Below are 19,403 nucleotides of genomic sequence, written 5' to 3'. Positions count from 1 at the left end.
AGCTCCCCGGAGGCCGGCCTCGTCGACGCCCGCACCGTCGATGCCCGCCCCGTCGACGCCGGCCCCCTCGGTCGGCGCGTCCGTCCTGGCGCGGCGCACGGTGACGTCCATGCGGGACAGGTCGGGCCCCACGGCGCTGACCCGCATCTCCAGGTCGCGCATGATGCGGCCGTCGCGTTCGTACTCGTTGGTGAGCAGCCGGCCGTGCAGGATCACGCCGTCGCCCTTGCACAGCGCGCCGGACGCCCGTTGCCCGAGGCGTCCCCAGCAGTTGGCCGAGAAGTACAGAGTGCCGCCGGTCTTCCATTCGCCGGTGAGCCGGTCCTGGTAGCGGCTGTTGCTGGCCACCCGGAAGGTGAACACCTGGTCGTCGCCCACTCTCCGGGTGGTGGGGTCGGTGATCACGGTTCCGCGGACGGTCGTGTGGGTCTCGTTCATGGGGTCACTCCTGTCACGTTCGGCCGACCGTGCGTCGGCCTCGTGACTTGCAGCGTGCCCCACCTCGTCGTCGTCACCCCTCGTTCCCGCCGCCCGCGGTGGCCGCCCTGTGGAGGGGGGCGGGGGGTGTGGAGAACCGGCCCCTGTGACGACGACGAGGTGTTCGGTCTCAGGGCCGGCGGTCGGCGCGGGACATCTCCCGGAGCATCTCGTTGTAGGCCTTGAGCTCGGCATCGTCATCACGGTCGGCCTGCCGCTCGCCGCGCCGCGCCTCGCGCATGTCGCTCTGGTACCACTGCCACGCCAGGGCCAACATGACGATCACCAGCGGGATCTCCCCCGCCGCCCACGCGACGCCACCGCCGACCTGCTGGCTCTGCAGCAGATCCGGGATCCACGGCAGGCCGATGCCCGAATACCAGGGCTCGGCCAGCACGGTCTTGGTGTTCATGAGCAGGATGCCGAAGAACGCGTGGAAGGGCAGCGAACTCAGCAGGACCATGAGCTTGTACATCGGCGAGAAGTGCCGCGGCGCGGCGTCCACGCCGATGATCACCCAGTAGAACAGGTAGCCGCTGATGAGGAAGTGCACGTTCATGAACATGTGGCCCAGGTGCTCCGAGGCCAACGTCTGATAGAACCCGCCGAAGTAGATGAGGTAGAAACCGGCCACGAACTGCACCGACGCCACGATCGGGTGGGTGAGGAAGTGCGAGAGCGGGTTGTTGATGAACTCCACCAGCCACTCGCGGGGCCCGGGAGGGTTGCCGCGACCGGCGGCCGGGAGTGCGCGCAGGGCCAGTGTGAACGGGCCGCCGAGCGCGAGGAGGACCGGCACCAGCATCGAGATGAGCATGTGGCCCACCATGTGGCTGGCGAAGTCGGCCATCATGTACATCCCCATGCCGGAACTGGTGGTGAGGAAGAGGATCACGCAGCCCGCCACCCAGAACGCGGTGCGGCTCAGCGGCCAGGCGTCCCCGCGGCGGCGCAGGCGCACCAGGCCCCAGAGGTACAGGCCGAGCAGGACCACCGCGGCCAGCCCCAGGACCAGGTCGAAGCGCCAGGTGCCGAAGACCGTTCCGAACGCGAAGGGCCCGGGCAACTCGAAGCCCAGTAGCGCCTCCTGCCTCGTGGGCACGTACAGCGGCGCCGGCGGCGGGGTGCGGCCGAGAGAGACCGACAGACCCAGGGTGCCGGCCATGACGACGGCCTCCACCACGATGATCCGCAGCAGCGTGGGCCGGTCGACCGGCGCATTGGCCCCCGTCGACTCGATCTTGGCGATGATCCGGCGGCGGATCGCCAGACCGAACAGCGCCAACAGGCACAGCGCCAACGCCTTGGACACGACCAGCAATCCGTAGGTGGAGGTGAGAAGGTCACCCGGGTGCAGGCGGACGAGCGCGTTGATCACGCCCGTGAACCCGAGGGCGACGATCGCGACCGTCGCCACCACCGAGTAGCGGCGCAGGGCCAGGGCGACGCGCGAGCCGCCGCGCCACGTGTGGATGATCAGCGCGATGAGCCCACCCACGTAGAACGCGGCGCCGAACAGGTGGATCATCAGCGAGTTGGTGGCCAGGTCGTGCGCGGTGCTGCCGGACGCGTGGCCCGTGGCCGCCACCGGAAGCAGCGACAGCAGGGAGACGGCCAGCCAGATGACCGACCATCGCCAGCTCAGCGTGAGCCGCTGCCCGATCCCGGCGACCAGCGCGATGATCGCCGCCCAGCGCCACGAGGACGCGATGTCGATCTGGTTGATCGCGACCAACCACTGGTCCGGTGGGAGCGACTGGAGGAAGGTGCGCCCGGAGACGTCCGACAGGGTCAGCGGGATGAGCAGTGCCGCGGCGATCGCCCAGGCGATGTTCGCCCACGACGAGATCTGCTGCATGCGGTAACCGTCGACGTCGAGGGTCTTGTCCTTCTGCGGCGGGGTGAAGAACGCCGCGAACAGCGCCGCCCCCACGGCCACGGCGGCGAGGAGCTCGGCGATCGACCGGAGCGCCGGGAGGCCGGCCGTGGTGAGCGGACCCGGATCGGGCACGCCCACCAGCTCGAGCGCCACCTCGGCGGACATGGCCGACAGTGGGATCACCACCCCGGCCGCCACCGCCGCCAGGAGCAGTACCAGGGCGACGATGTTGCGGGTTCCGAACCGCCCGGCGGTGGCGGGGGCGGTCTTCGACGACGTCATGACCACCATCGTAGGAACCGCGGCGCCCCCGGGCCGATTCGCCACTGTCGGACCCACCCCCCGGATCGGTTACCATTCTCCCGGCGACGCCCCACGCGCGCGTCGCCAGGCCTCCGTAGCTCAGTGGATAGAGCATCCGGTTTCTACCCGGCTGGTCAGGGGTTCGAATCCTCTCGGGGGCGCACTCGCGCCGACACGGGCCGGCAATCCGCTCTCTACTGACGGCGGCCCGCCCGCGCCTCGCTCCAGCCATGGACGCACATCAGATCCCGAGACGTGCCGGTGGTACGTTCGGACTTCGAGCTGATCCGCAAGATCAGCATCGATGACACGGGGTGCCCCTACCGAACGGGGCTGAGATCACACCCGCTGAACCTGAACTCGTTCACACGAGCGGAGGGATGTCAGATGCGCTGGCATGCGCTTTCGTGAGCCGCCCAGGAACCACGGCAGTGGCGTTGGATGGATTGGGACACACCTATCCGGGCGCGCTCCGCCCGGTTCTCGCAGACCTCAACCTGTCCGTTCCGGTAGGCGAGCACATCGCCGTTGTCGGACGCAGCGGATGCGGTAAGTCGACGCTGCTGTCGGTGATCGCCGGCCTCGTCGAACCGACCACCGGGACCGCCGCCGTCCTCGATGAACGCCGGCCCGCACGACGCCTGGAGTCCTGCGCGTTGATGCCCCAGGGCGACAGCCTGTTGCCCTGGCTGTCCCTGCTCGACAACGTCGCGATCAGTCTCCGCAACCAACGAGTGCGCCGGCGCGTGGCCCGATCCGAGGCCCAGCGCATGCTGGACCGCGTGGGACTGGGCGCCTGGTCCGATGCCCGTCCCTCAGCTCTCAGCGCGGGCATGCGCCAGCGCGCCGCTCTCGCGCGGGCTCTGCTGGCGCGCAAACCCGTGCTGCTGGCCGACGAGCCGCTCGGGGCGCTCGACGCGATTACCCGTGCGGAGGTCCAGCAGTGGCTCCGCGACACCATCACCCACACCTCGGCCACCCTCGTCATGGTCACGCACGACGTCGATGAGGCGCTGCTCCTCGCCGAACGCGTGGTCCTGTTGGCACGAGACGAGGCCGACGCCCCGGCGCGTGTGGTCCGCACCTGGCCGGGATGGTTCGGCGACGACCGCCCCCGAGAGGTCCTCCTCGGCGACGAGGACTTCGCTGCAGCTCGCCGGGAAGTGCTCCAGGCACTGGCCCGGGAATCGCACCTCGCCGAGGGCGGAACCAACCGATGACCGTGCGATTCGTCCGGTCCGCCGGCCCTGCCTGCGTCACGCTCCTGCTGGTCCTCGCCGCGTGGATCACGGCCACCACGCTCGAGCTCGTGCCCGAGTACGTCATTCCCGCACCCCTCGCCGTGTTCGACTCGCTCGTGACCACCTGGCCCGACCGGCTCGGTTCCGCCACGCTGCTGACCGCCACCGAGACGATCACCGGAGTGGTACTCGGGGTGTTCGTCGCCGTGGCCGTGGTGATCGTCAGCGCATTCGTGCCCGCCATCGGTCAGGCCATGACCCCCCTGCTGGTCGCCTCTCAGGCCATCCCGGTCATCGTGATAGGCCCACTGTTGACGATCTCCCTCGGCTACGGCATGGCGCCGAAGGTCATCGTGGTGGCCCTGCTGTGCTTCTTCCCGGTCGCCCTCAATCTCCTCTCCGGAATCCGCTCGGTCGACGCCCGGATGATCGACACCCTGCGGAGCCTGCACGCCACCAGGTGGTCGCTCTTCTGGCGGGTGCGTCTGCCCTTCGCCGCGCCTCGCGGCTTCGCCGGGCTGCGAGTCTCGGTCACCTTCGCGCCGGTGGCCGCCGTCTTCGCCGAGTACACCGGCTCGACCAACGGCCTGGGCTACCTCATGCTCCAGGCGATCCCCCGGCTACAAACCGACTTCGTCTTTGCCCAGGTGGCGGTGCTGACGATCATGTCCAGCATCCTGCTCGCCACTGCGACCATCCTCGAACGCCTGATCTGCCCGTGGAACACTCCCACCGGGGAAAGGAACCCATCATGACGGAACCACGACCCAGCAGGATCCGACGCCGGGCCCTCACGCGACCCGGCGCCCGCATGCTCGCGATCGCGGCCGCTGCCGCGGTCGCGCTGACCGGATGTCAGACATCCCCGGACACCGCCGCGCCCGGAGCCGCCGAGTCGGGAGCCACCGACAACGCCCCGGTCAGTGTTCTGCTCGACTGGAGCCCCAATCCCGACCATGTGGCCCTGTACACCGCGCAGCACACCGGCACCTACGCCGACGCCGGCGTGGACGTGACGTTCACGACGCCGTCCAACACGGCCGACGCCGCCCGGGAGGTGTCCCTGGGGCGGGTCGACCTGGCCATCTCCTACGAACCCGACACGCTCATCGCCGTCGAACAGGGACTCGACGTGATCTCGGTCGCGGCACTGATCCCGACGTCCTTGACCTCCCTGATCGCCAGAACGGAGTCGGGCATCACCTCCGCAGCCGAGCTGGAGGGCAAGACCGTGGGGTTGTCGGGGCTGGCCTCCCAGGAACCGACCCTCGACTTCATCGCCCGTGAGGCCGGAATCGACCCTGACTCGATTTCCACCCCCAATGTCCAGCAGAGTCTCAACCAGTCGCTGCTCACCGACCAGGTGGACGCGATCTTCGGGGCGTTCCGCAACATCGAAGGCGTGGAACTCGGCGCCCGGGGCGATGTCGAGATCATGCCGGTCACCGAACTCGGGGTGCCCGACTACGCGGAACTGGTGATCATCGCGAACCCGAACCGGCTCGCCGGCGACGCCGACTATGCAGAGCGCGTGGGCGACTTCCTCACCGGAACCGAGGCCGGGCAGCAGGCCGCGTTGGCGGACCGCCGGATTGCCCTCGAGTCCCTCACCCCGGTGACCGAGGGCTCCTACGAGCCCGACATGCTGGAGAAGATGATCGACGCCACGCTGGCGCTTCTACCCGAGGAGGATTTCGGGCGGCAGACAGCCCGGGACTGGGCGGCCTACGCGTCGTGGATGCATGACAACGGACTGCTGGAGACCGAGGTCGACGGCGCCGCTGCCATGACCAACGACTACCTGCCCCTGTCCGGCGGCTAGATTTTCTGGTCACGCAGATTGTGGCCATGACGTCTGCGGCCGCGTTCCGGCACCGGGAAGGCGTCGCCCCTCCCGGTCGGGACGCGTCCGCATGGTCCGGGGCGACGGGCCTGGTCGGACTCACTCCTGCGCCTCCCCGAACCGGGCACGGTAGGACGACGGTGTCGTCGAGTACTTCCTGTCGAAGTTCTGCCGGAACGTCACCGCGCTGCCGAACCCGCAGTCGCGGGCGATGTCCTCGATCGAGCGGGTCGTGGTCTCGAGCAGCGTCCGCGCGTGGTCGAGCCGACGCGACAGCACCCATCGCCCGGGGCTCGTGCCGGTTGTCGCGCGGAACTTCCGGGCGAAGCTGCGTCTGCTCATGCAGGCGTGTCCGGCGAGGTCGTCCACCGAGAGTGGCCGGTCGAGATTGGCCAGGGCCCAGTCGATCGTCTCCCTGATCTCCCCGTCGTCTCCCCCGTCGGGCACCGGCAGTTCCACGTACTGCGCCTGGTCACCCTCGCGGTGCGGCGCCACCACGATCCGGCGGGCCAGCACGGCGGCTTTCGCGGCACCGAGCCGGGATCGGACGATGTGGACGCACGCGTCGAGCGAGGCGGCCGTCCCCGCGGAGGTGATCACATCCCCGTGGTCGATGTACAGGTCGGACGAGCGGACGTCGACCGCCGGGTACCGCAGGGCGAGCTCCGCCGCACCCTCCCAATGGGTGACGACGGTACGACCGCCCAGCACTCCGCTCGCGACCACGGGATAGGCACCGAGGCACAACCCCGCCACCAGGCTGCCCCGGGAATGGGCGCGACGCACGATCGATAACAGGCACGGATCCCGGTCGGGGAGTTCCGGAGACCATGAGGGGAAGACCAGTATGTCGGCCTGCTCCGCCGTCCCGGGCCCGTCGAGGTCGCCGAGCACGATCCCCTCGGCGGTGTGGACGTCTCGGCCGTCCGTGCTCCAGGTGTCGACCTGCCACCCGTCCGCGAGGCCGAGCCGGGTCACCTCGCCGAAGACGAGGAGGGGCGCCGCGAGGTGGAACATCGTGATGCCGTCGAAGACGTGAACGGCGATACGCACAGGTTGGCCCATTTCCATCGAAAGTGTTCCTTTGTGCCACTCACGGTAGCGCGGTCGGTCCGCGAGGATCGGGGTGACGGCCGAGTCCCCGGCCGTACCGCCTATCCGGAGGATCCACATGAGTTCGCAGAATCGCGCGTTGATCGTCGTCGACGTCCAGCAGGAGTACTTCGACGGTCCGCTCGAGATCCAGTACCCACCCCGTGACGAGTCGCTCGCCCAGATCGTCCGTGCGGTCGACGCGGCGAGCGAGGCCGGCATGCCCGTCGTGGTGGTCCAGCACGACCTGCCGGAGGGCGCTCCGGTGTTCGCGAACGGCAGCGCCGGGTGGTCCCTGCACGCGGACCTCGAGAGCCGCCTCCAGCCGCAGTGGAAGCGCGTGACCAAGAGTTATGCCAGCGTCTTCGACGGCACCGGGCTGGTCGACTGGCTTCGGGAGCAGGGCGTCGACCGGGTGACGCTCGTCGGCTACATGACCAACAACTGCATTCTCGGCACCGCCGTGACCGCGGAACCGCTGGGCATCGCCGTGGAGGTCCTCTCCGACGCCACCGGTGCGATCCACATCTCCAACTCCGCCGGGTCGGTCCCGGCACAGCAGGTCCACGAGACGCTGATGGCAGTGCTCAACTCGAATCTCGCCGCGGTCGCCACGACCGACGCCTGGGTCGAGTCCGTCTCGTCGGGGGCCGAGCTCACCGGCAGCGATCTGGGCAGTTCCGCCATGCAGGGCCGCGCCGAGCACTGACCGCGGGACGTCGCGAAGGGCCCGGCCGACCGAGGTACTCGCCCCGGCCGGCCGAACAGTCACTGCGTGGCCCCGCGATCAGCCCGCGGCCTCCCGCAGCCGCGCCAGCAGCGGCTCGGCCGCCTCCTCGAGGAACCGGTCCAACGTCGAGTCCCCGATCTGGATCAGCGCGACGTCGGTGTAGCCGGCCTCCCAGAAGGGCCGGACCTTCTCGACGATCGCGTCCAGGTCGGGCCCGCACGCCAGCTGCTCGGCCACGTCTTCGGGACGCACGAACTTGGTGGCCGCGGCGAATCCGGCGGTGGTGGGCAGGTCGGCGTTGGCGGCCCAGCCGCCGGCGAACCAGCGGAACTGGTCGTGCGCCCGCTCGACGGCCGCCTTCTCCGAGTCGGGGTCCCAGCTGATCGGGATCTGGGCGATCGCCCGCGCGCCGTCACCGATCCGGCGCTGCCCCTCGAGCGCGTTCCACCCCTCGATGTGGGCGGGTTCGGGCTCGGTGGCGATCAGGTGGTCGCCGAGCGGTCCGAGCCGGGCCACGGCCTTCTCGCCGCCGGCGGCCACCCCGATCGGCACCCGCTTGTCGGGCAGGTCCCACAGGCGGGCGGAGTCCACGCGGAAGTGCTCGCCGGAGTAGGTGACAAGACCGCCGTCGAACAGCTCGCGGATGATCTCCAGCGCCTCCACCGCCATCTCGTGTCGCTCGTCGAGCGAGGGCCAGCGCTGCCCCACCACGTGCTCGTTGAGGTTCTCCCCCGCGCCGATGCCCAGCATGAACCGGCCGTCGGACATGATCTGCACGGTGGCGGCCTTCTGCGCGACGACCGCCGGGTGGTAGCGCAGGATCGGGCAGGTCACGTACGTGCACAGGTCAACCCGCTCGGTCACGTGCGCCACCGCGCCGAGCACGCTCCACACGTACGGCGCGTGGCCCTGCGAGGACAGCCACGGGAAGTAGTGGTCCGAGGCCACCTCGAAGTCGAATCCCGCCTGCTCGGCTTTGGCCGCGTAGCGCACGAGCTCCTTGGGGCCGGACTGTTCGGTCATGAGGGTGTATCCGAATCGCGTCATGCCTATCGATCGTGCGCGCGGCCGGCCCGCGATGCCACCGGTCCCCGCGTCGGATCGACGCCGCCGCACGTGCCTGGCTCCCCACACCCCCAAGCGGTTGCCGCCCGGCCCGGGGCGCGGCACCGTCGAACACATGACTACCCAGCGCGCTCTTCTCCTCGACGTCGACGGCACTCTCGTGGATTCGACCTACGTGCATGTCTGGACCTGGGTCCGCGCTCTCGCCGAGGCCGGTGCGCCGGTGCCGTTCGTGGACGTCCACCGTCGGATCGGCAAGGACGGTTCGACGATCGTGGAGGAGCTGCTCGATATCGCGGGGATCGACGACGACGAGGAGCGCGAGAGCATCGCGGGCCGGGCCAAGGACCTGCACGGTGAGTACTACGCCGAACAGGCCGAGTCGCTGCGAGTGCTCCCCGGTGCCCGCGACCTCGTACGCGGCGCCAAGGAGCAGGGGTGGATCACTGTGCTGGCCACGTCCGCGCCGCCGTCGGAGTTCGCCGAGGCCCGCGAGTTGCTCGACATCGACGACTACGTGGACGCCGTGACGACCGGTGAGGACGTCGACCGGGCCAAGCCCGATCCCACGATCGTCGAGATCGCCCTGGAGCGCTCCGGTGTCGACGCCGCGGATGCCGTCATGGTCGGCGACGCGACCTGGGACGCGATCGCGGCGACCAAGCTGGGCATACGTTCGGTCGCGGTGCGCACGGGCGGCATCGGCGACTCCGAGTTCCGCGCCGCCGGGTTCTCGGAGATCGTCGACGACGCCGCCGCGGTGCTGGACCTGCTGAATGCCGGCCGGCTCTGACCGCACTCCCCGGCCCTTTCAGCGTGCGGGCTCCGCGTCCTCCCAGGTACTCTCCGCCTCGGCGCGGCTCGGGGTGCGCACCGGCAGCAGCAGGAGTAGCCCCACCAGCAGTACCAGCCCGATCCCCGCGATGCCCGCGCGGTCGGCGGAGAAGGCCCACGTGAACAGTCCGAACAGGGCGGGTGCGAGGAACGAGACCGCGCGCCCGGTGGTGGCGTAGAGCCCGAACATCTGGCCGTCGCCACCCGGCGGGGCCAGCCGCGCCAGGAAGGACCGGGACGCGGACTGCGCGGGTCCGACGAACAGGCACATCAGCAGTCCGAAGATCCAGAACATGCCGGTGCCGTCGACGACCAGCAGGACGGTCATGGTCGCGATCATCGCCACCAGCGAGCCGATGATCACCGCCTTGGGTCCCACCGTGTCGTCGACCAGTCCCGCGACAGCCGCCCCCAGCGCCGCGACGACGTTGGCCGCGACGCCGAAGATCAGGACGTCCCCCGGGGCGAGCCCGTAGACCGTCACGGCCAGGATCGCCCCGAAGGTGAACACCCCGGCCAGCCCGTCCCGGAAGATCGCGCTCGCGAGGAGGAACCTCACGGTCCGCGGATCCCGCCGCCAGAGAGCCTTGAGGTCGCGCCAGAGGATGCGGTACGACTCGAGGAAGCCGGGCTCGTCGTCGTCGCTGTCGAGGGCGTTGTCGTCGCTCCTCCCCGCCCCCGGGCGGTGCTCGGGCACCGACCGCAGCACCGGCAGCGCGAACAGGGCGAACCACACGGCGGCGACGAGGCAGACCAGTCGCACGTTGAGTCCGCCGTCGGTGGTGACGCCGAATACGCCGCGCACAGGGCCGTCACCGTAGATGAAGCCGACGAACGCCGCGAGCAGCAGGAAGATCCCGCCGAAGTACCCCATCGCCCAGCCGAACCCGGACACGCGGCCGACGGTGGACGGGGTGGAGACCTGCCGCAGCATCGCGAAGTACGCGACCTCGGCGAATTCGAACGTGATCGACCCGACCGCCAGCAGCACCAGGCCGACGAAGAACCACGGGTACGGCGAGTCGGCGTCGACGAGGAACATCAGCGCCGTGAGCAGGACCGTCGCATACGTCCAGAGGCCCAGCGCGCGGCGACGCCGGCCCCCGCGGTCGGCGCGCTGCCCCATCACCGGCGCGGTGAGCGCGATGACCAGCCCGGCCACGGCGATGGAGATCGACAGCCACGTGGCCGCCGAGAACGGCCCGTCGAGATCCGCGCCCACCGAGTCGGTCAGGTAGACGGAGAAGACGAAGGTGACGATCACCGCGTTGAACGCCGCCGACCCCCAGTCCCACATCCCCCACGCCAGGACCTGCCCGCGGGCGACGCCACGGCGCGATGGTGACGACGACGAGGTGGTCGCTGACGGGGGCGGTGTTCCGATGCTGCTCACGCCGATCAGGCTAGGACCTCCACCACGCTCCGGAGGGCGGCACGCGGGTAAGGTCAGCGCTGCCACACCCGCCGTACGCGGGCGAGCCGAGTGGAAGACCCGAGGAGCCCTATGTCCCTGCCCACGCCCACCGCGTCGAACCGAGCAGTCGTCACCGGCGCCTCCTCGGGGATCGGCATGGCCCTGGCCACCGAACTCGCCCGGCGTGGGCACTCGCTGGTCGTGGTGGCCCGACGCGAGGCCGTGTTGCAGGAGCTGGCCGCCCGGCTCGAGGGCGAGTTCGGCGTGACCGTGGAGGTCCGCGCGTGCGACCTCGCCGACCCCGCCGCACGGCAGCCGCTGCTGGACGAGCTGGCCGGGCGCGAGATCTCGGTCCTGTGCAACAACGCCGGCATCGCCACCTTCGGCCCCGTCGCCTCGCTGGACCCGCAGTACGAGAAGCACCAGGTGCAGGTCAACGCCGTGGCGTGCCACGACCTGGTGCTGGCGGTGCTGCCCGGGATGGTCGAGCGGCGCTCCGGGGCGATCCTCAACGTCGGCTCCGCGGCCGGCAACATGCCGATCCCCAACAACGCCACCTACGCCGCATCCAAGGCGTTCCTCAACACGTTCTCCGAGTCGCTGCGGGGCGAGCTCAAAGGCTCCGGCGTCACCGTCACGCTGCTCGCGCCCGGCCCGGTGCGCACCGAGGAGATCGCCGAGGAGGAGAAGACCTTCGTCGACCGCCTCGTCCCCGACCGGCTCTGGGTGGACACCGAGTACACCGCCCGCGTGTCGCTGGATGCGCTCGCCCGCAACAAGATGCGCATCGTCCCCGGCCCGCTGAGCCAGGCGATGTCCGTGGCCGGCAACTACACCCCGCGCGGGATCATGGCTCCGATCGTCGGAAAGTTCTACGCCAAGCTCGGCGAGGGGCAGCAGGGCGGGGCCTGAGCCGCCAGGCGCAGCCGGGTCAGCTCGGCCGGGCCTGCGCCCGAGTCAGGCTGGGGGCGGTGGGCCGAGCCAGCGGATGCCGTCCGGTTGCTCCCGGTCGGCCGAGGGTGGATAGGGCGGATAGAAGTCGTTGAGCAGGACGGCAGAGGCGACGATGTCCGGGGCATCTGGTGAGAACCTGGCACGCACCTCCTCCAGAGCGAGGTAGCGCCCCGCACGGACCGGCCGGCCGAACTCATTGGTCGCCCCGGGAAACGACCACACGAGCCTGACATGCCCGTCTTCGAGTGCCAGATCGTCGACGCGGTAGCCCTCGTCGTCGGGATGCGCGGTCTCCATCCCCGGGCTCCTCGCGAGGATCTGAGCCATCTCCGAGAGGAACCTCAAGTTCCACTCATCGGCGGAAATCGCCGGGTTCTGTTCAGGGCCGTCACCGGATGCGGGCATGACCGCACGGTACCGCCACCGCGAACGATCGAGCGCCGAGTTCATCAGGGGCGGTCCCGGACCGGGCGGGGCCCGCGAGCCTGCGGCGATATAGTCGAGTGATGCCAGAGCCGACCACCGCCGAGACCCCTGCCCCCACGTCCTCGCCGACGCCCCATCAGGAGTCCAAAAACGACCGCATCGTCTGGATCGACTGCGAGATGACCGGCCTCGACATCTCGTCCGATGCGCTCGTGGAGATCGCCGCGCTGGTGACCGACTCCGAGCTCAACGTGCTCGGCGACGGGATCGACATCGTCATCCACGCCCCCGACGCCAAGCTCGACGCGATGGTGCCGGTCGTGCGCGACATGCACGCCTCCTCCGGCCTGACCGAGGAGATCCGCGAGTCCACGGTGACGATCGCCGAGGCCGAGGAGCAGGTCCTCGCCTACATCCGCGAGTGGGTCCCGGTGGCGGGGTCCGCTCCCCTGGCGGGCAACTCGATCGGCACAGACCGCGGGTTCCTCGCCCGGGACATGCCCGAGCTCAACTCGTACCTGCACTACCGGATGATCGACGTCAGCTCCATCAAGGAACTGTGCCGCCGCTGGTACCCGCGCATCTACTTCGGCCAGCCGGAGAAGGGCATGTCGCACCGGGCCCTGGCGGACATCAAGGAATCCATCCGCGAGCTCGCGTACTACCGGGCGACCGCGTTCGTGCCCCAGCCCGGCCCGACCAGCGACGAGGTCAAGCGGGCCGCCGCCGATCTGCCCGCGGTCGACTGACCCCCGCCCGGGCCGCGGCTACTGACCCACCTGCGGATTTCTCGGCGACGGGGCCCACGGGGTAAAGTCGTCAGCGCTGTCCGCGAGGACGGCGGTGGTGGCTGTAGTTCAGCTGGTAGAGCACCAGATTGTGATTCTGGATGTCGCGGGTTCGAGCCCCGTCAGCCACCCCGAGCGCAGGGCCCGGACCTCACGGTCCGGGCCCTGCTCCTTTCCGCCGATTCGCCTCAGGTTCTCGCGGGCATCGCCGCGCCGGCGGCTACCAGCGGTTGCGGGACTGCTCCGCCCAGCCGACCAGCCCGTCGAGCGAGACCTGCGACCCGTCGTCCAGCACCCCGGTGCCGTCCCAGACGCCGAACGCCTGGTGCGTCTTCACCGCCAGCACACCGAGCTCGGTGATGTCGCGGCGCAGATGGAACGGCGTGAGCATCGCGTCGAGGCGCTCGCCCCGCACCCGCCAGGGCCCCGCCGGATCCGCCAGGTCGTAGCTCCACCGCAGGTCCTCGCTGAGCTTGCGCATCCGGCCGTCCACCAGGATCCCGTTCTCGGTGGACCCGGTGCCGTCCGTCCACTTCCCGCCGACCTGGATCGCGCGGGTCGAACCGTCCACCACCCCACTGCCGGCGCCCCAGTTCCAGGTGGTGGCGTAGCGCCAGCGGCCACGCCCGCGGTCCAGGACCGCCCACCCCGTGCCGAGCTCGTGCGTCGCGCCGTCGAGGGTCACCGTGCCGGTGACGGGATTGGCGAGATCCTTGAGCGTGTACTGGAACCGGCGCTCACTCCACGGCACCACCACCGCGAGACTGTCGTGTCCGGGCCGGGTGACCTCCAGGCTCACCTGCAGTCCCCGCGCCTGCACACGGATGGAGGTGCGCCCCTCGTCGTCGTCGACCTCGATCCCCACGCGCCCCGCACCCACGCCGGCCGACGCGTGGAGGGTCCCGTCACCGGGGTCGTCGCCGAAGCGGGGCCGGTGCAGGGGCCGGATGCCGCTGCGGGTCGTCTCCACGCCCGTCCGGCGGTCCAGCACATAGACCGCGCAGTTGGCCAGGTAGTCCAGACCCGCCACCGTCAGCCCCACCACGAAACGGTCGGTGACGATCCCCCAGTACTCCCAGCGCTTGGTGCGGCCCCAGCCGGCGATCCGCGTGCGGTGCACGGGCGACCGGGACCAGCCCACCGCCTCCGGGTTGAGCCGGCGGCCGCGGGCCAGGTCGACGGGCCGGGTGATCTCGCGCTCGGTCATGGGATCACTCTTGCAGGTGCCCGCGCCGCGGCGGGCGGAGGGCGGCGACGGGCGGAGGGCACGGATGCGGAAGCGCCCGGGCTCTCCTATGGTGCGGGGTGATCCGACTGACCCGGGGAGGAACCGTTGTCCACGCTCGATGTGTTGCTGGCGATCGTCGGGGCGCTCGGGGTGGTGATCGTGGCCTTCTCCGCGCGACTACGCCAGTGGCCCGTGACGGAGCCACTGCTCGCGCTCGTCGCCGGGATCGTCCTGGGGCCGGCAGTCCTCGGGGTGTTCGACGTGCCCGACATCGTGGCCGAGCACTCGACCCTCCACCACGGCGCGGAGATCCTCCTGGCCATCTCGGTGATGGGCGTGGCCCTGCGGTACCCCTTCTCAGCGATCAGGACGCACTGGCGTCGACTCGCGTTGCTGCTGGTGCTCGTCCTGCCCGGGATGGCGCTCGTCTCAACCGGGCTGGCGATGTGGGTGCTCGGCATCCCCTTCGCACTCGCCCTGCTGTTCGGAACCGCCATCTGCCCCACCGACCCCGTCCTCGCGTCGAGCGTCGTCACCGGAGAGGAGGCCGAGGAGGACCTGCCGGAGCACGACCGTCAGCTTCTGTCGCTCGAATCGGGCGCGAACGACGGGCTCGCCCTCCCACTCGTCCTGGTCGCCCTGGCGGTCGCCACCCCGCTCACTGCCGGGCAGGCGGCCGGTGAGGCCGCCTGGCAGATCGCGGGCGCCCTCGTCGTGGGGATCATCGCGGGCGTGGCGGCCGCCAAGGCGCTGCACTTCTCGGAACGACACCACGACACCGAGACCGGGCCGATTCTGCTGTACACGCTCCTCCTGGCGCTGCTCGTCCTGGGAGTGGCGGGCATCATCGGGGTCAACGGCATCTTCGGCGCGTTCGTCGCCGGACTCGCGTTCAACGTCACCAGCTCCGGCGGCGAACGCCGGACCGAGGTGGAGATCGACGAGGCCGTCAACCAGTTCGCCGTGATCCCCTTCTTCGTCGCTCTCGGCGCGATGATCCCTTGGACCGAGTGGGGCCGCCTCGGATGGGGGGCGGTGTGGCTCACGGCCGCGGTGCTGCTGCTACGCAGGCCGCCGCTGATCCTCGCCGTGATGAAGCCGCTGGGGCTGAAGCCGCGCGGCGCCGCCTACCTCGGCTGGTTCGGGCCCGTCGGCGTCGCGGCGGTCTTCTACCTGACGGAGGAGGCCTCCCGCGTGGGTGCGGACCCGGTCTTGCTCGGCGCGGGCACGCTGATCGTCGTGGCCAGTACCGTCGCGCACGGCCTCACCGCCGCACCCGGACGCGCGCTGTTCCGGGCGGCCGCAGAGCGCGATCCGAGGTCGCCCACCTCGTCGTCGTCGTCGTCCTGAAGTCGTCCTGAACCCCGCCACGGGGTTCTCACCCCCGCCACGGGGTTCTCACCCCTGCCTCGGGGTTCTCACCACTGCACTCGGGGCCCGCCGGTCACCCGGGGGTTCTACTCGAGGTCCCGGCTGTCGCCGGTCCCCGCGTCGAGCTCGTCACCATCCGGGCCGCGCGACTCGCGATGGGCGGCCTCCACCGCCCAGATCATGACCCCGACCGACGGGCCCAGGGCCACGCCCAGCCCGATGTTGTCCAGCGCGGCACCGAACGCCACGCCGATCCCCATCCCGATGCCGATCCACAAGCCCAGCCGAGAGGAGTCCATGGGCTCAGGCCGCGCCCTGCTCGGCGTTACCGGCCTTCCAGGTCTCCCACGGGACGTTCCAGTCGCCCAGGCCGTCCCAGCCCGGCAGCGTGTCGCCCACCGTGCCGGTGACCTCGAAGATGTCGCCGCGCTTGGCGTTGTCGTAGAACCACTTCGCGTCCGCCGTAGTGACGTTGAGGCAGCCGTGGCTCGTGTTCTGGCTTCCCTGCGCCCAGACCGACCACGGCGCGGCGTGGACGAAGATGCCGCTGTACGACATCCGGGTCGCGTACTGCACCGGGGTGCGATACCCCTCGGCCGAGTCCACGGCCACGCCGTACGTCGACGAGTCCATGATCATCGAGGCGTGCTTCTCACCGATGACGTAGACCCCGTTGGGGGTCGGGGTGGCGGCCTTGCCCATCGAGGTGGGCATGGTCTTGACGACCTCGCCGTTGCGCTCGATGACGATCTGCTTGGTCGAGTCGTCCACCCGGGAGATCACGGCGTCGCCGATCTCGAAGCTGCTCTGGGCGTCCTGCTGGCCGTACATCCCGCCGCCGAGGTCCTGGCCGTAGATGTCGACGTGGACGTCGATCTTGGTGCCGGGCGCCCAGTACTCGGCCGGACGCCAGCGGACCTCCTGGTCGGAGACCCAGTAGAACGCGCCCTCGACCGCGGGCTCGGTCGTGATGTGGATGTTGTCCTGAGCCGCCCGACGGTCCGCGATCGGCTCGTCGAACATCACCGCGACCGGCTGTCCGATGCCCACCACGGATCCCTCACCCGTGGTCAGGTAGGCCGCCGTCATGATGGTGGGCGTCAGCGTGGTGAAGCTGGCGTTCCTCCGGGTGACCAGACCGGCCTCGTCCGTGGCGGTCGACTCCAGCGTGTACTGGCGGCCGTAGCCGAGCTCCTCGGTGGTGCGCCACTCGGTGAACTCGGGGTTGAACTCGCCCTCGACCTGGAGGCCCTCGGGATTGCGCATCACCACCGAATCGAACCGGCCGTCCGTCGCAGTGAGCACGATGGGCTCGACCGGGTTGGCGTCGGTGGAACCCTCCGCCACCGACAGGTCGATCACGGCGGAGGGCTCCGCCGGTGCCTCGGCAACCTGGGTGTCCTGCGCACCGCCGTCGCCGATGGTGCAGCCGGTGAGCAGGAGCGTCCCCGTGAACACCACGGCCAGTCCGAGGCGGGCCTTCGACCAGATTCCGGTCGCTCGCCGCCCCGTCCGATCCGTTGTGCTCACGTTCACTGATGCCCCTTCCGACGTGCGCTTCCCCCGGTCGCAGCCGCGGCCGAGAAGATGTCCCCTCCAGTATGCCTGGTCACATGGCCGCACTCCATATCGAAACTCCTGGGGCCGCAGGGACCTCAACCCCGCCTCACCCCTTCTGACCAGGCGATTTCGTGAACCAGCCCGGCTGCTGTTACTGTTTCTCTCGCACCAAGCAAGCGCCATTAGCTCAATTGGCAGAGCAGCTGACTCTTAATCAGCGGGTTCGGGGTTCGAGTCCCTGATGGCGCACAAGAGAGAAAGCCCCGGGTCCACGACCCGGGGCTTTTTCGTGTGCCGGGCCGCCTCCCCCGCACCGGATCGCTTGTCAGAGCGGGGCTCAACGGGTGGCCGGTCGGACGGGACGACCGGGGAAGCCGAGAGGAAACGGCGAGAGCGTCCCGCACACGCCCCCGATGACGGGGGTGGGCGGAACGCTCTCGGGAGTCGGGCGGCGACGACTCCGCCGGGACAGGGTCCCCGGGCGGGGCTCCGGACGCCCGGGCGAGGCCGGTCGACTCAGAGGGCCCGACGGGCCGCCAGGTAGGCCTCGATGCGCTGACGCTCCTTGCGCTTGTTGACCATTGACACGGTGATCCCGCCGACGACCAACGTCGCGATACCCCCGAGCACCGCCAGGACGCGCGGGTCCTTGAGTGCCGCGGTGGCGCGCTCCTTGCCCTCGGACGCGAGGTTCTTCGGATTCACCCGGTCGATGATCTCGTCCAAGGTCGTCGCGAGATCGTCACGCGCCTTGGCGATGTCGCCTTCGATGCTGTCGTAACTCCTGGACACGAGACCTCCGTCGATCGCTCGTCCGCGGGGCGCCCCGCGGGTTCTTGACCCCGCCCACGCTACTGCACCCGGCGTGGATCCGCGCCCGTGCGCCGAAGCATCGGATAGGTTGGGATGGTCCGCCGCCCCGACCCGACCCCCAGGAGCACCGGTGACCGCACCACGGCTCGAGGTGGGCCAGACGGCCCCCACCTTCACCCTCCCCGACGCCGACGGCACGCCCACGTCGCTCCGGGAGCTCCTCGCCGAGCACGGGAAGGTCCTCGTGTACGTCTACCCGGCCGCGATGACACCGGGCTGTACCACTGAGACCGTGGACTTCGAGAACGCGCTGCAACAGTTGAACGACTCTGGCCTCGGCGTGGTCGGCGTCTCCCCCGACGCCCCCGAGAAGCTGGCGCGGTTCCGTGACAAGTACGGCATCACGTTCCCCCTCCTGTCGGATCCGGACAAGACGATGCTCACCGAGTGGGGAGCCTTCGGCGAGAAGAAGAACTACGGCAAAACGGTGATGGGCGTGATCCGCTCGACCTTTGTCGTCGACTCCGACGGCACCGTGTCGATGGCCCGGTACAACGTCCGCGCCAAGGGCCACGTGGCGATGGTCGCCAAGCTGCTCGAGATCGAGTTGCCCGAATCCGATCCCGCGGAGGGCTGACCCACCCATGACCACCGACTCGTCCGAACGCGCGCAGGAGCCGCCGCAGGATCCCACCGACGAGGCCGTCCAGGACGAACCGAACATCCTCGTCCCCCGCCGCCGGCCCATCCAGGAGCGCAGCCGCAAGAAATTCCAGGCGCTACTGTCCTCGGCCCGGGAAGTGCTGGTCGAGGTGGGATTCGACTCGTTCACCTGCGAGGAAGTCGCCTCACGTGCGGGCGTTCCGATCGGGACGCTCTACCAGTTCTTCGCCAACAAGTACGTGCTGGTGTGCGAGCTGGACCGCCAGGACGCCCACGGGGTGATCGAGGAGGTCGAGCGGTTCGCCCAGAAGATCCCGGCGCTGGACTGGCCCGAGCTGCTCAACGATTTCCTGGACCACCTGGCCGACCTGTGGTTGCGCGACCCCTCCCGTCGGGCGGTCTGGCTCGCGACGCAGGCCACTCCCGCCACCCGCGCCACGGCGGCGGTGAACGAGCGCGAGATCGCCCGGATGATCGCCAGCGTGCTGGCACCGCTCATGCCCGCCACCGAGCGTGAGCGCCGCGCGTTCATGGCAGAGGCCCTGGTCCACGTGGCGTACTCGATGCTCAACTTCTCGGTCAGCGCCGGCCACGTCCCCCCGGGCCCCGTCACCAGCGCGGACCCCGGGGATGGCAGCGGGGTCTCCTCCGGCGCGAGCAGCGGTTCGGCCGGTGGCGAGGACATCCACGACGCCACCGTCACCGAGCTCAAGCGGATGCTC

General features: G+C 70.0%; 20 protein-coding genes, 3 tRNA genes and 1 riboswitch. Of the genes, 13 read left to right on the top strand and 10 right to left on the bottom strand.

Features of this window, described 5'->3' with window-relative positions; all coding sequences use genetic code 11:
* Positions 1-438: single-stranded DNA-binding protein (locus G6024_RS08735; protein WP_159148500.1), on the bottom strand; the 438-nt coding region annotated here is incomplete at its 3' end.
* A gap of 169 nt (positions 439-607) precedes the next feature.
* Positions 608-2,638, bottom strand: a complete 2,031-nt coding sequence (locus G6024_RS08730) for a bifunctional copper resistance protein CopD/cytochrome c oxidase assembly protein (protein ID WP_083249465.1) — start codon at positions 2,636-2,638, stop codon at positions 608-610.
* Positions 2,639-2,747: 109 nt separating this feature from the next.
* Between G6024_RS08730 and G6024_RS08725 the strand changes: the two genes are divergently transcribed.
* The 4 genes from G6024_RS08725 to G6024_RS08710 all read left to right on the top strand — a co-directional run bounded on the left by G6024_RS08725 (position 2,748) and on the right by G6024_RS08710 (position 5,722).
* Positions 2,748-2,820: transfer RNA gene (locus G6024_RS08725), tRNA-Arg, on the top strand.
* Between the two features lie 139 nt (positions 2,821-2,959).
* Positions 2,960-3,057: riboswitch (TPP riboswitch) on the top strand.
* 9 nt (positions 3,058-3,066) lie between these two features.
* Positions 3,067-3,879: an ABC transporter ATP-binding protein gene (locus G6024_RS08720; protein ID WP_235027820.1), complete on the top strand. Its 813-nt coding sequence runs from the start codon at positions 3,067-3,069 to the stop codon at positions 3,877-3,879.
* Entirely contained in the window at positions 3,876-4,655 is a 780-nt protein-coding gene (locus G6024_RS08715) for an ABC transporter permease (RefSeq protein WP_069388544.1), read from the top strand. The genes G6024_RS08720 and G6024_RS08715 overlap by 4 nt, the downstream gene beginning before the upstream one ends.
* Entirely contained in the window at positions 4,652-5,722 is a 1,071-nt protein-coding gene (locus G6024_RS08710; RefSeq protein ID WP_159148499.1) for an ABC transporter substrate-binding protein, read from the top strand. Before G6024_RS08715 ends, G6024_RS08710 begins: the two co-directional genes overlap by 4 nt.
* Positions 5,723-5,842: 120 nt before the next feature.
* On the opposite strand, the gene G6024_RS08705 is transcribed toward G6024_RS08710, so the two are convergent.
* Positions 5,843-6,796 carry a GlxA family transcriptional regulator gene (locus tag G6024_RS08705; RefSeq protein ID WP_159148498.1) on the bottom strand — a complete coding sequence of 318 codons (954 nt, stop codon included), beginning with the start codon at positions 6,794-6,796 and terminating at the stop codon, positions 5,843-5,845.
* A 118-nt stretch (positions 6,797-6,914) separates the two neighbouring features.
* Here G6024_RS08705 and G6024_RS08700 point away from each other — a divergent pair, with 118 nt between their 5' ends.
* Positions 6,915-7,544, top strand: coding sequence for a cysteine hydrolase family protein (locus G6024_RS08700; protein ID WP_119192386.1), 630 nt, complete (start codon positions 6,915-6,917; stop codon positions 7,542-7,544).
* 78 nt (positions 7,545-7,622) lie between these two features.
* Here G6024_RS08700 and G6024_RS08695 read toward each other — a convergent pair whose 3' ends face one another.
* Positions 7,623-8,612 carry a TIGR03557 family F420-dependent LLM class oxidoreductase gene (locus G6024_RS08695; RefSeq protein WP_159148497.1) on the bottom strand — a complete coding sequence of 330 codons (990 nt, stop codon included), beginning with the start codon at positions 8,610-8,612 and terminating at the stop codon, positions 7,623-7,625.
* A gap of 133 nt (positions 8,613-8,745) precedes the next feature.
* Here G6024_RS08695 and G6024_RS08690 point away from each other — a divergent pair, with 133 nt between their 5' ends.
* Positions 8,746-9,423, top strand: a complete 678-nt coding sequence (locus G6024_RS08690) for an HAD family hydrolase (protein ID WP_067719844.1) — start codon at positions 8,746-8,748, stop codon at positions 9,421-9,423.
* Between the two features lie 18 nt (positions 9,424-9,441).
* Here G6024_RS08690 and G6024_RS08685 read toward each other — a convergent pair whose 3' ends face one another.
* The gene (locus G6024_RS08685; protein WP_159148501.1) at positions 9,442-10,761 is read right to left on the bottom strand and encodes an MFS transporter; all 1,320 of its coding nucleotides are present in this window, start codon (positions 10,759-10,761) and stop codon (positions 9,442-9,444) included.
* A gap of 207 nt (positions 10,762-10,968) precedes the next feature.
* Between G6024_RS08685 and cmrA the strand changes: the two genes are divergently transcribed.
* Positions 10,969-11,790: a mycolate reductase gene (cmrA, locus tag G6024_RS08680; RefSeq protein ID WP_159148496.1), complete on the top strand. Its 822-nt coding sequence runs from the start codon at positions 10,969-10,971 to the stop codon at positions 11,788-11,790.
* A gap of 45 nt (positions 11,791-11,835) precedes the next feature.
* Here the strand turns inward: cmrA and G6024_RS08675 are convergent, their stop codons facing one another.
* The gene (locus tag G6024_RS08675; protein WP_159148495.1) at positions 11,836-12,237 is read right to left on the bottom strand and encodes a hypothetical protein; all 402 of its coding nucleotides are present in this window, start codon (positions 12,235-12,237) and stop codon (positions 11,836-11,838) included.
* Positions 12,238-12,338: 101 nt separating this feature from the next.
* On the opposite strand from G6024_RS08675, the gene orn reads away from it, so the two are divergent.
* Complete coding sequence (gene orn / locus G6024_RS08670; protein WP_159148494.1) at positions 12,339-13,007, top strand: oligoribonuclease; 669 nt, start codon at positions 12,339-12,341, stop codon at positions 13,005-13,007.
* Between the two features lie 97 nt (positions 13,008-13,104).
* Positions 13,105-13,177, top strand: a tRNA-His gene (locus G6024_RS08665).
* An 89-nt stretch (positions 13,178-13,266) separates the two neighbouring features.
* Here G6024_RS08665 and G6024_RS08660 read toward each other — a convergent pair.
* Positions 13,267-14,253 carry a DUF2804 domain-containing protein gene (locus tag G6024_RS08660; RefSeq protein WP_159148493.1) on the bottom strand — a complete coding sequence of 329 codons (987 nt, stop codon included), beginning with the start codon at positions 14,251-14,253 and terminating at the stop codon, positions 13,267-13,269.
* Between the two features lie 126 nt (positions 14,254-14,379).
* On the opposite strand from G6024_RS08660, the gene G6024_RS08655 reads away from it, so the two are divergent.
* Positions 14,380-15,624 carry a cation:proton antiporter domain-containing protein gene (locus G6024_RS08655; protein ID WP_067719849.1) on the top strand — a complete coding sequence of 415 codons (1,245 nt, stop codon included), beginning with the start codon at positions 14,380-14,382 and terminating at the stop codon, positions 15,622-15,624.
* 107 nt (positions 15,625-15,731) lie between these two features.
* On the opposite strand, the gene G6024_RS08650 is transcribed toward G6024_RS08655, so the two are convergent.
* Entirely contained in the window at positions 15,732-15,944 is a 213-nt protein-coding gene (locus G6024_RS08650) for a hypothetical protein (protein ID WP_067719850.1), read from the bottom strand.
* A gap of 4 nt (positions 15,945-15,948) precedes the next feature.
* Positions 15,949-17,181 carry a L,D-transpeptidase gene (locus tag G6024_RS08645; RefSeq protein WP_159148492.1) on the bottom strand — a complete coding sequence of 411 codons (1,233 nt, stop codon included), beginning with the start codon at positions 17,179-17,181 and terminating at the stop codon, positions 15,949-15,951.
* A gap of 200 nt (positions 17,182-17,381) precedes the next feature.
* Between G6024_RS08645 and G6024_RS08640 the strand changes: the two genes are divergently transcribed.
* Positions 17,382-17,454: transfer RNA gene (locus G6024_RS08640), tRNA-Lys, on the top strand.
* Between the two features lie 267 nt (positions 17,455-17,721).
* Here G6024_RS08640 and G6024_RS08635 read toward each other — a convergent pair.
* The gene (locus G6024_RS08635) at positions 17,722-17,997 is read right to left on the bottom strand and encodes a DUF3618 domain-containing protein (RefSeq protein WP_067719851.1); all 276 of its coding nucleotides are present in this window, start codon (positions 17,995-17,997) and stop codon (positions 17,722-17,724) included.
* Positions 17,998-18,148: 151 nt separating this feature from the next.
* Between G6024_RS08635 and G6024_RS08630 the strand changes: the two genes are divergently transcribed.
* Together G6024_RS08630 and G6024_RS08625 are read left to right on the top strand one after the other, a co-directional pair.
* On the top strand, positions 18,149-18,655 hold the full coding sequence (locus G6024_RS08630) for a peroxiredoxin (RefSeq protein WP_159148491.1): 507 nt from the start codon (positions 18,149-18,151) through the stop codon (positions 18,653-18,655).
* 7 nt (positions 18,656-18,662) lie between these two features.
* The coding region (locus G6024_RS08625; protein ID WP_159148490.1) for a TetR/AcrR family transcriptional regulator at positions 18,663-19,403 on the top strand (741 nt) is incomplete at its 3' end.

This window comes from Dietzia maris (assembly GCF_014144855.1).
GTDB lineage: Bacteria > Actinomycetota > Actinomycetes > Mycobacteriales > Mycobacteriaceae > Dietzia > Dietzia kunjamensis.
Note: the sequence above shows the minus strand (reverse complement) of the source record. Positions and strands in the feature narration are given on the sequence as shown.

Coding starts and splice junctions, on each gene's coding strand:
- G6024_RS08685 (WP_159148501.1), bottom strand. CDS start 10,761: ATGTGGGACTGGGGGTCGGCGGCGTTCAACGCGGTGATCGTCACCTTC.
- orn (WP_159148494.1), top strand. CDS start 12,339: ATGCCAGAGCCGACCACCGCCGAGACCCCTGCCCCCACGTCCTCGCCG.
- G6024_RS08730 (WP_083249465.1), bottom strand. CDS start 2,638: ATGACGTCGTCGAAGACCGCCCCCGCCACCGCCGGGCGGTTCGGAACC.
- G6024_RS08715 (WP_069388544.1), top strand. CDS start 3,876: ATGACCGTGCGATTCGTCCGGTCCGCCGGCCCTGCCTGCGTCACGCTC.
- G6024_RS08675 (WP_159148495.1), bottom strand. CDS start 12,237: ATGCCCGCATCCGGTGACGGCCCTGAACAGAACCCGGCGATTTCCGCC.
- G6024_RS08660 (WP_159148493.1), bottom strand. CDS start 14,253: ATGACCGAGCGCGAGATCACCCGGCCCGTCGACCTGGCCCGCGGCCGC.
- G6024_RS08700 (WP_119192386.1), top strand. CDS start 6,915: ATGAGTTCGCAGAATCGCGCGTTGATCGTCGTCGACGTCCAGCAGGAG.
- G6024_RS08695 (WP_159148497.1), bottom strand. CDS start 8,612: ATGACGCGATTCGGATACACCCTCATGACCGAACAGTCCGGCCCCAAG.
- cmrA (WP_159148496.1), top strand. CDS start 10,969: ATGTCCCTGCCCACGCCCACCGCGTCGAACCGAGCAGTCGTCACCGGC.
- G6024_RS08650 (WP_067719850.1), bottom strand. CDS start 15,944: ATGGACTCCTCTCGGCTGGGCTTGTGGATCGGCATCGGGATGGGGATC.
- G6024_RS08690 (WP_067719844.1), top strand. CDS start 8,746: ATGACTACCCAGCGCGCTCTTCTCCTCGACGTCGACGGCACTCTCGTG.
- G6024_RS08710 (WP_159148499.1), top strand. CDS start 4,652: ATGACGGAACCACGACCCAGCAGGATCCGACGCCGGGCCCTCACGCGA.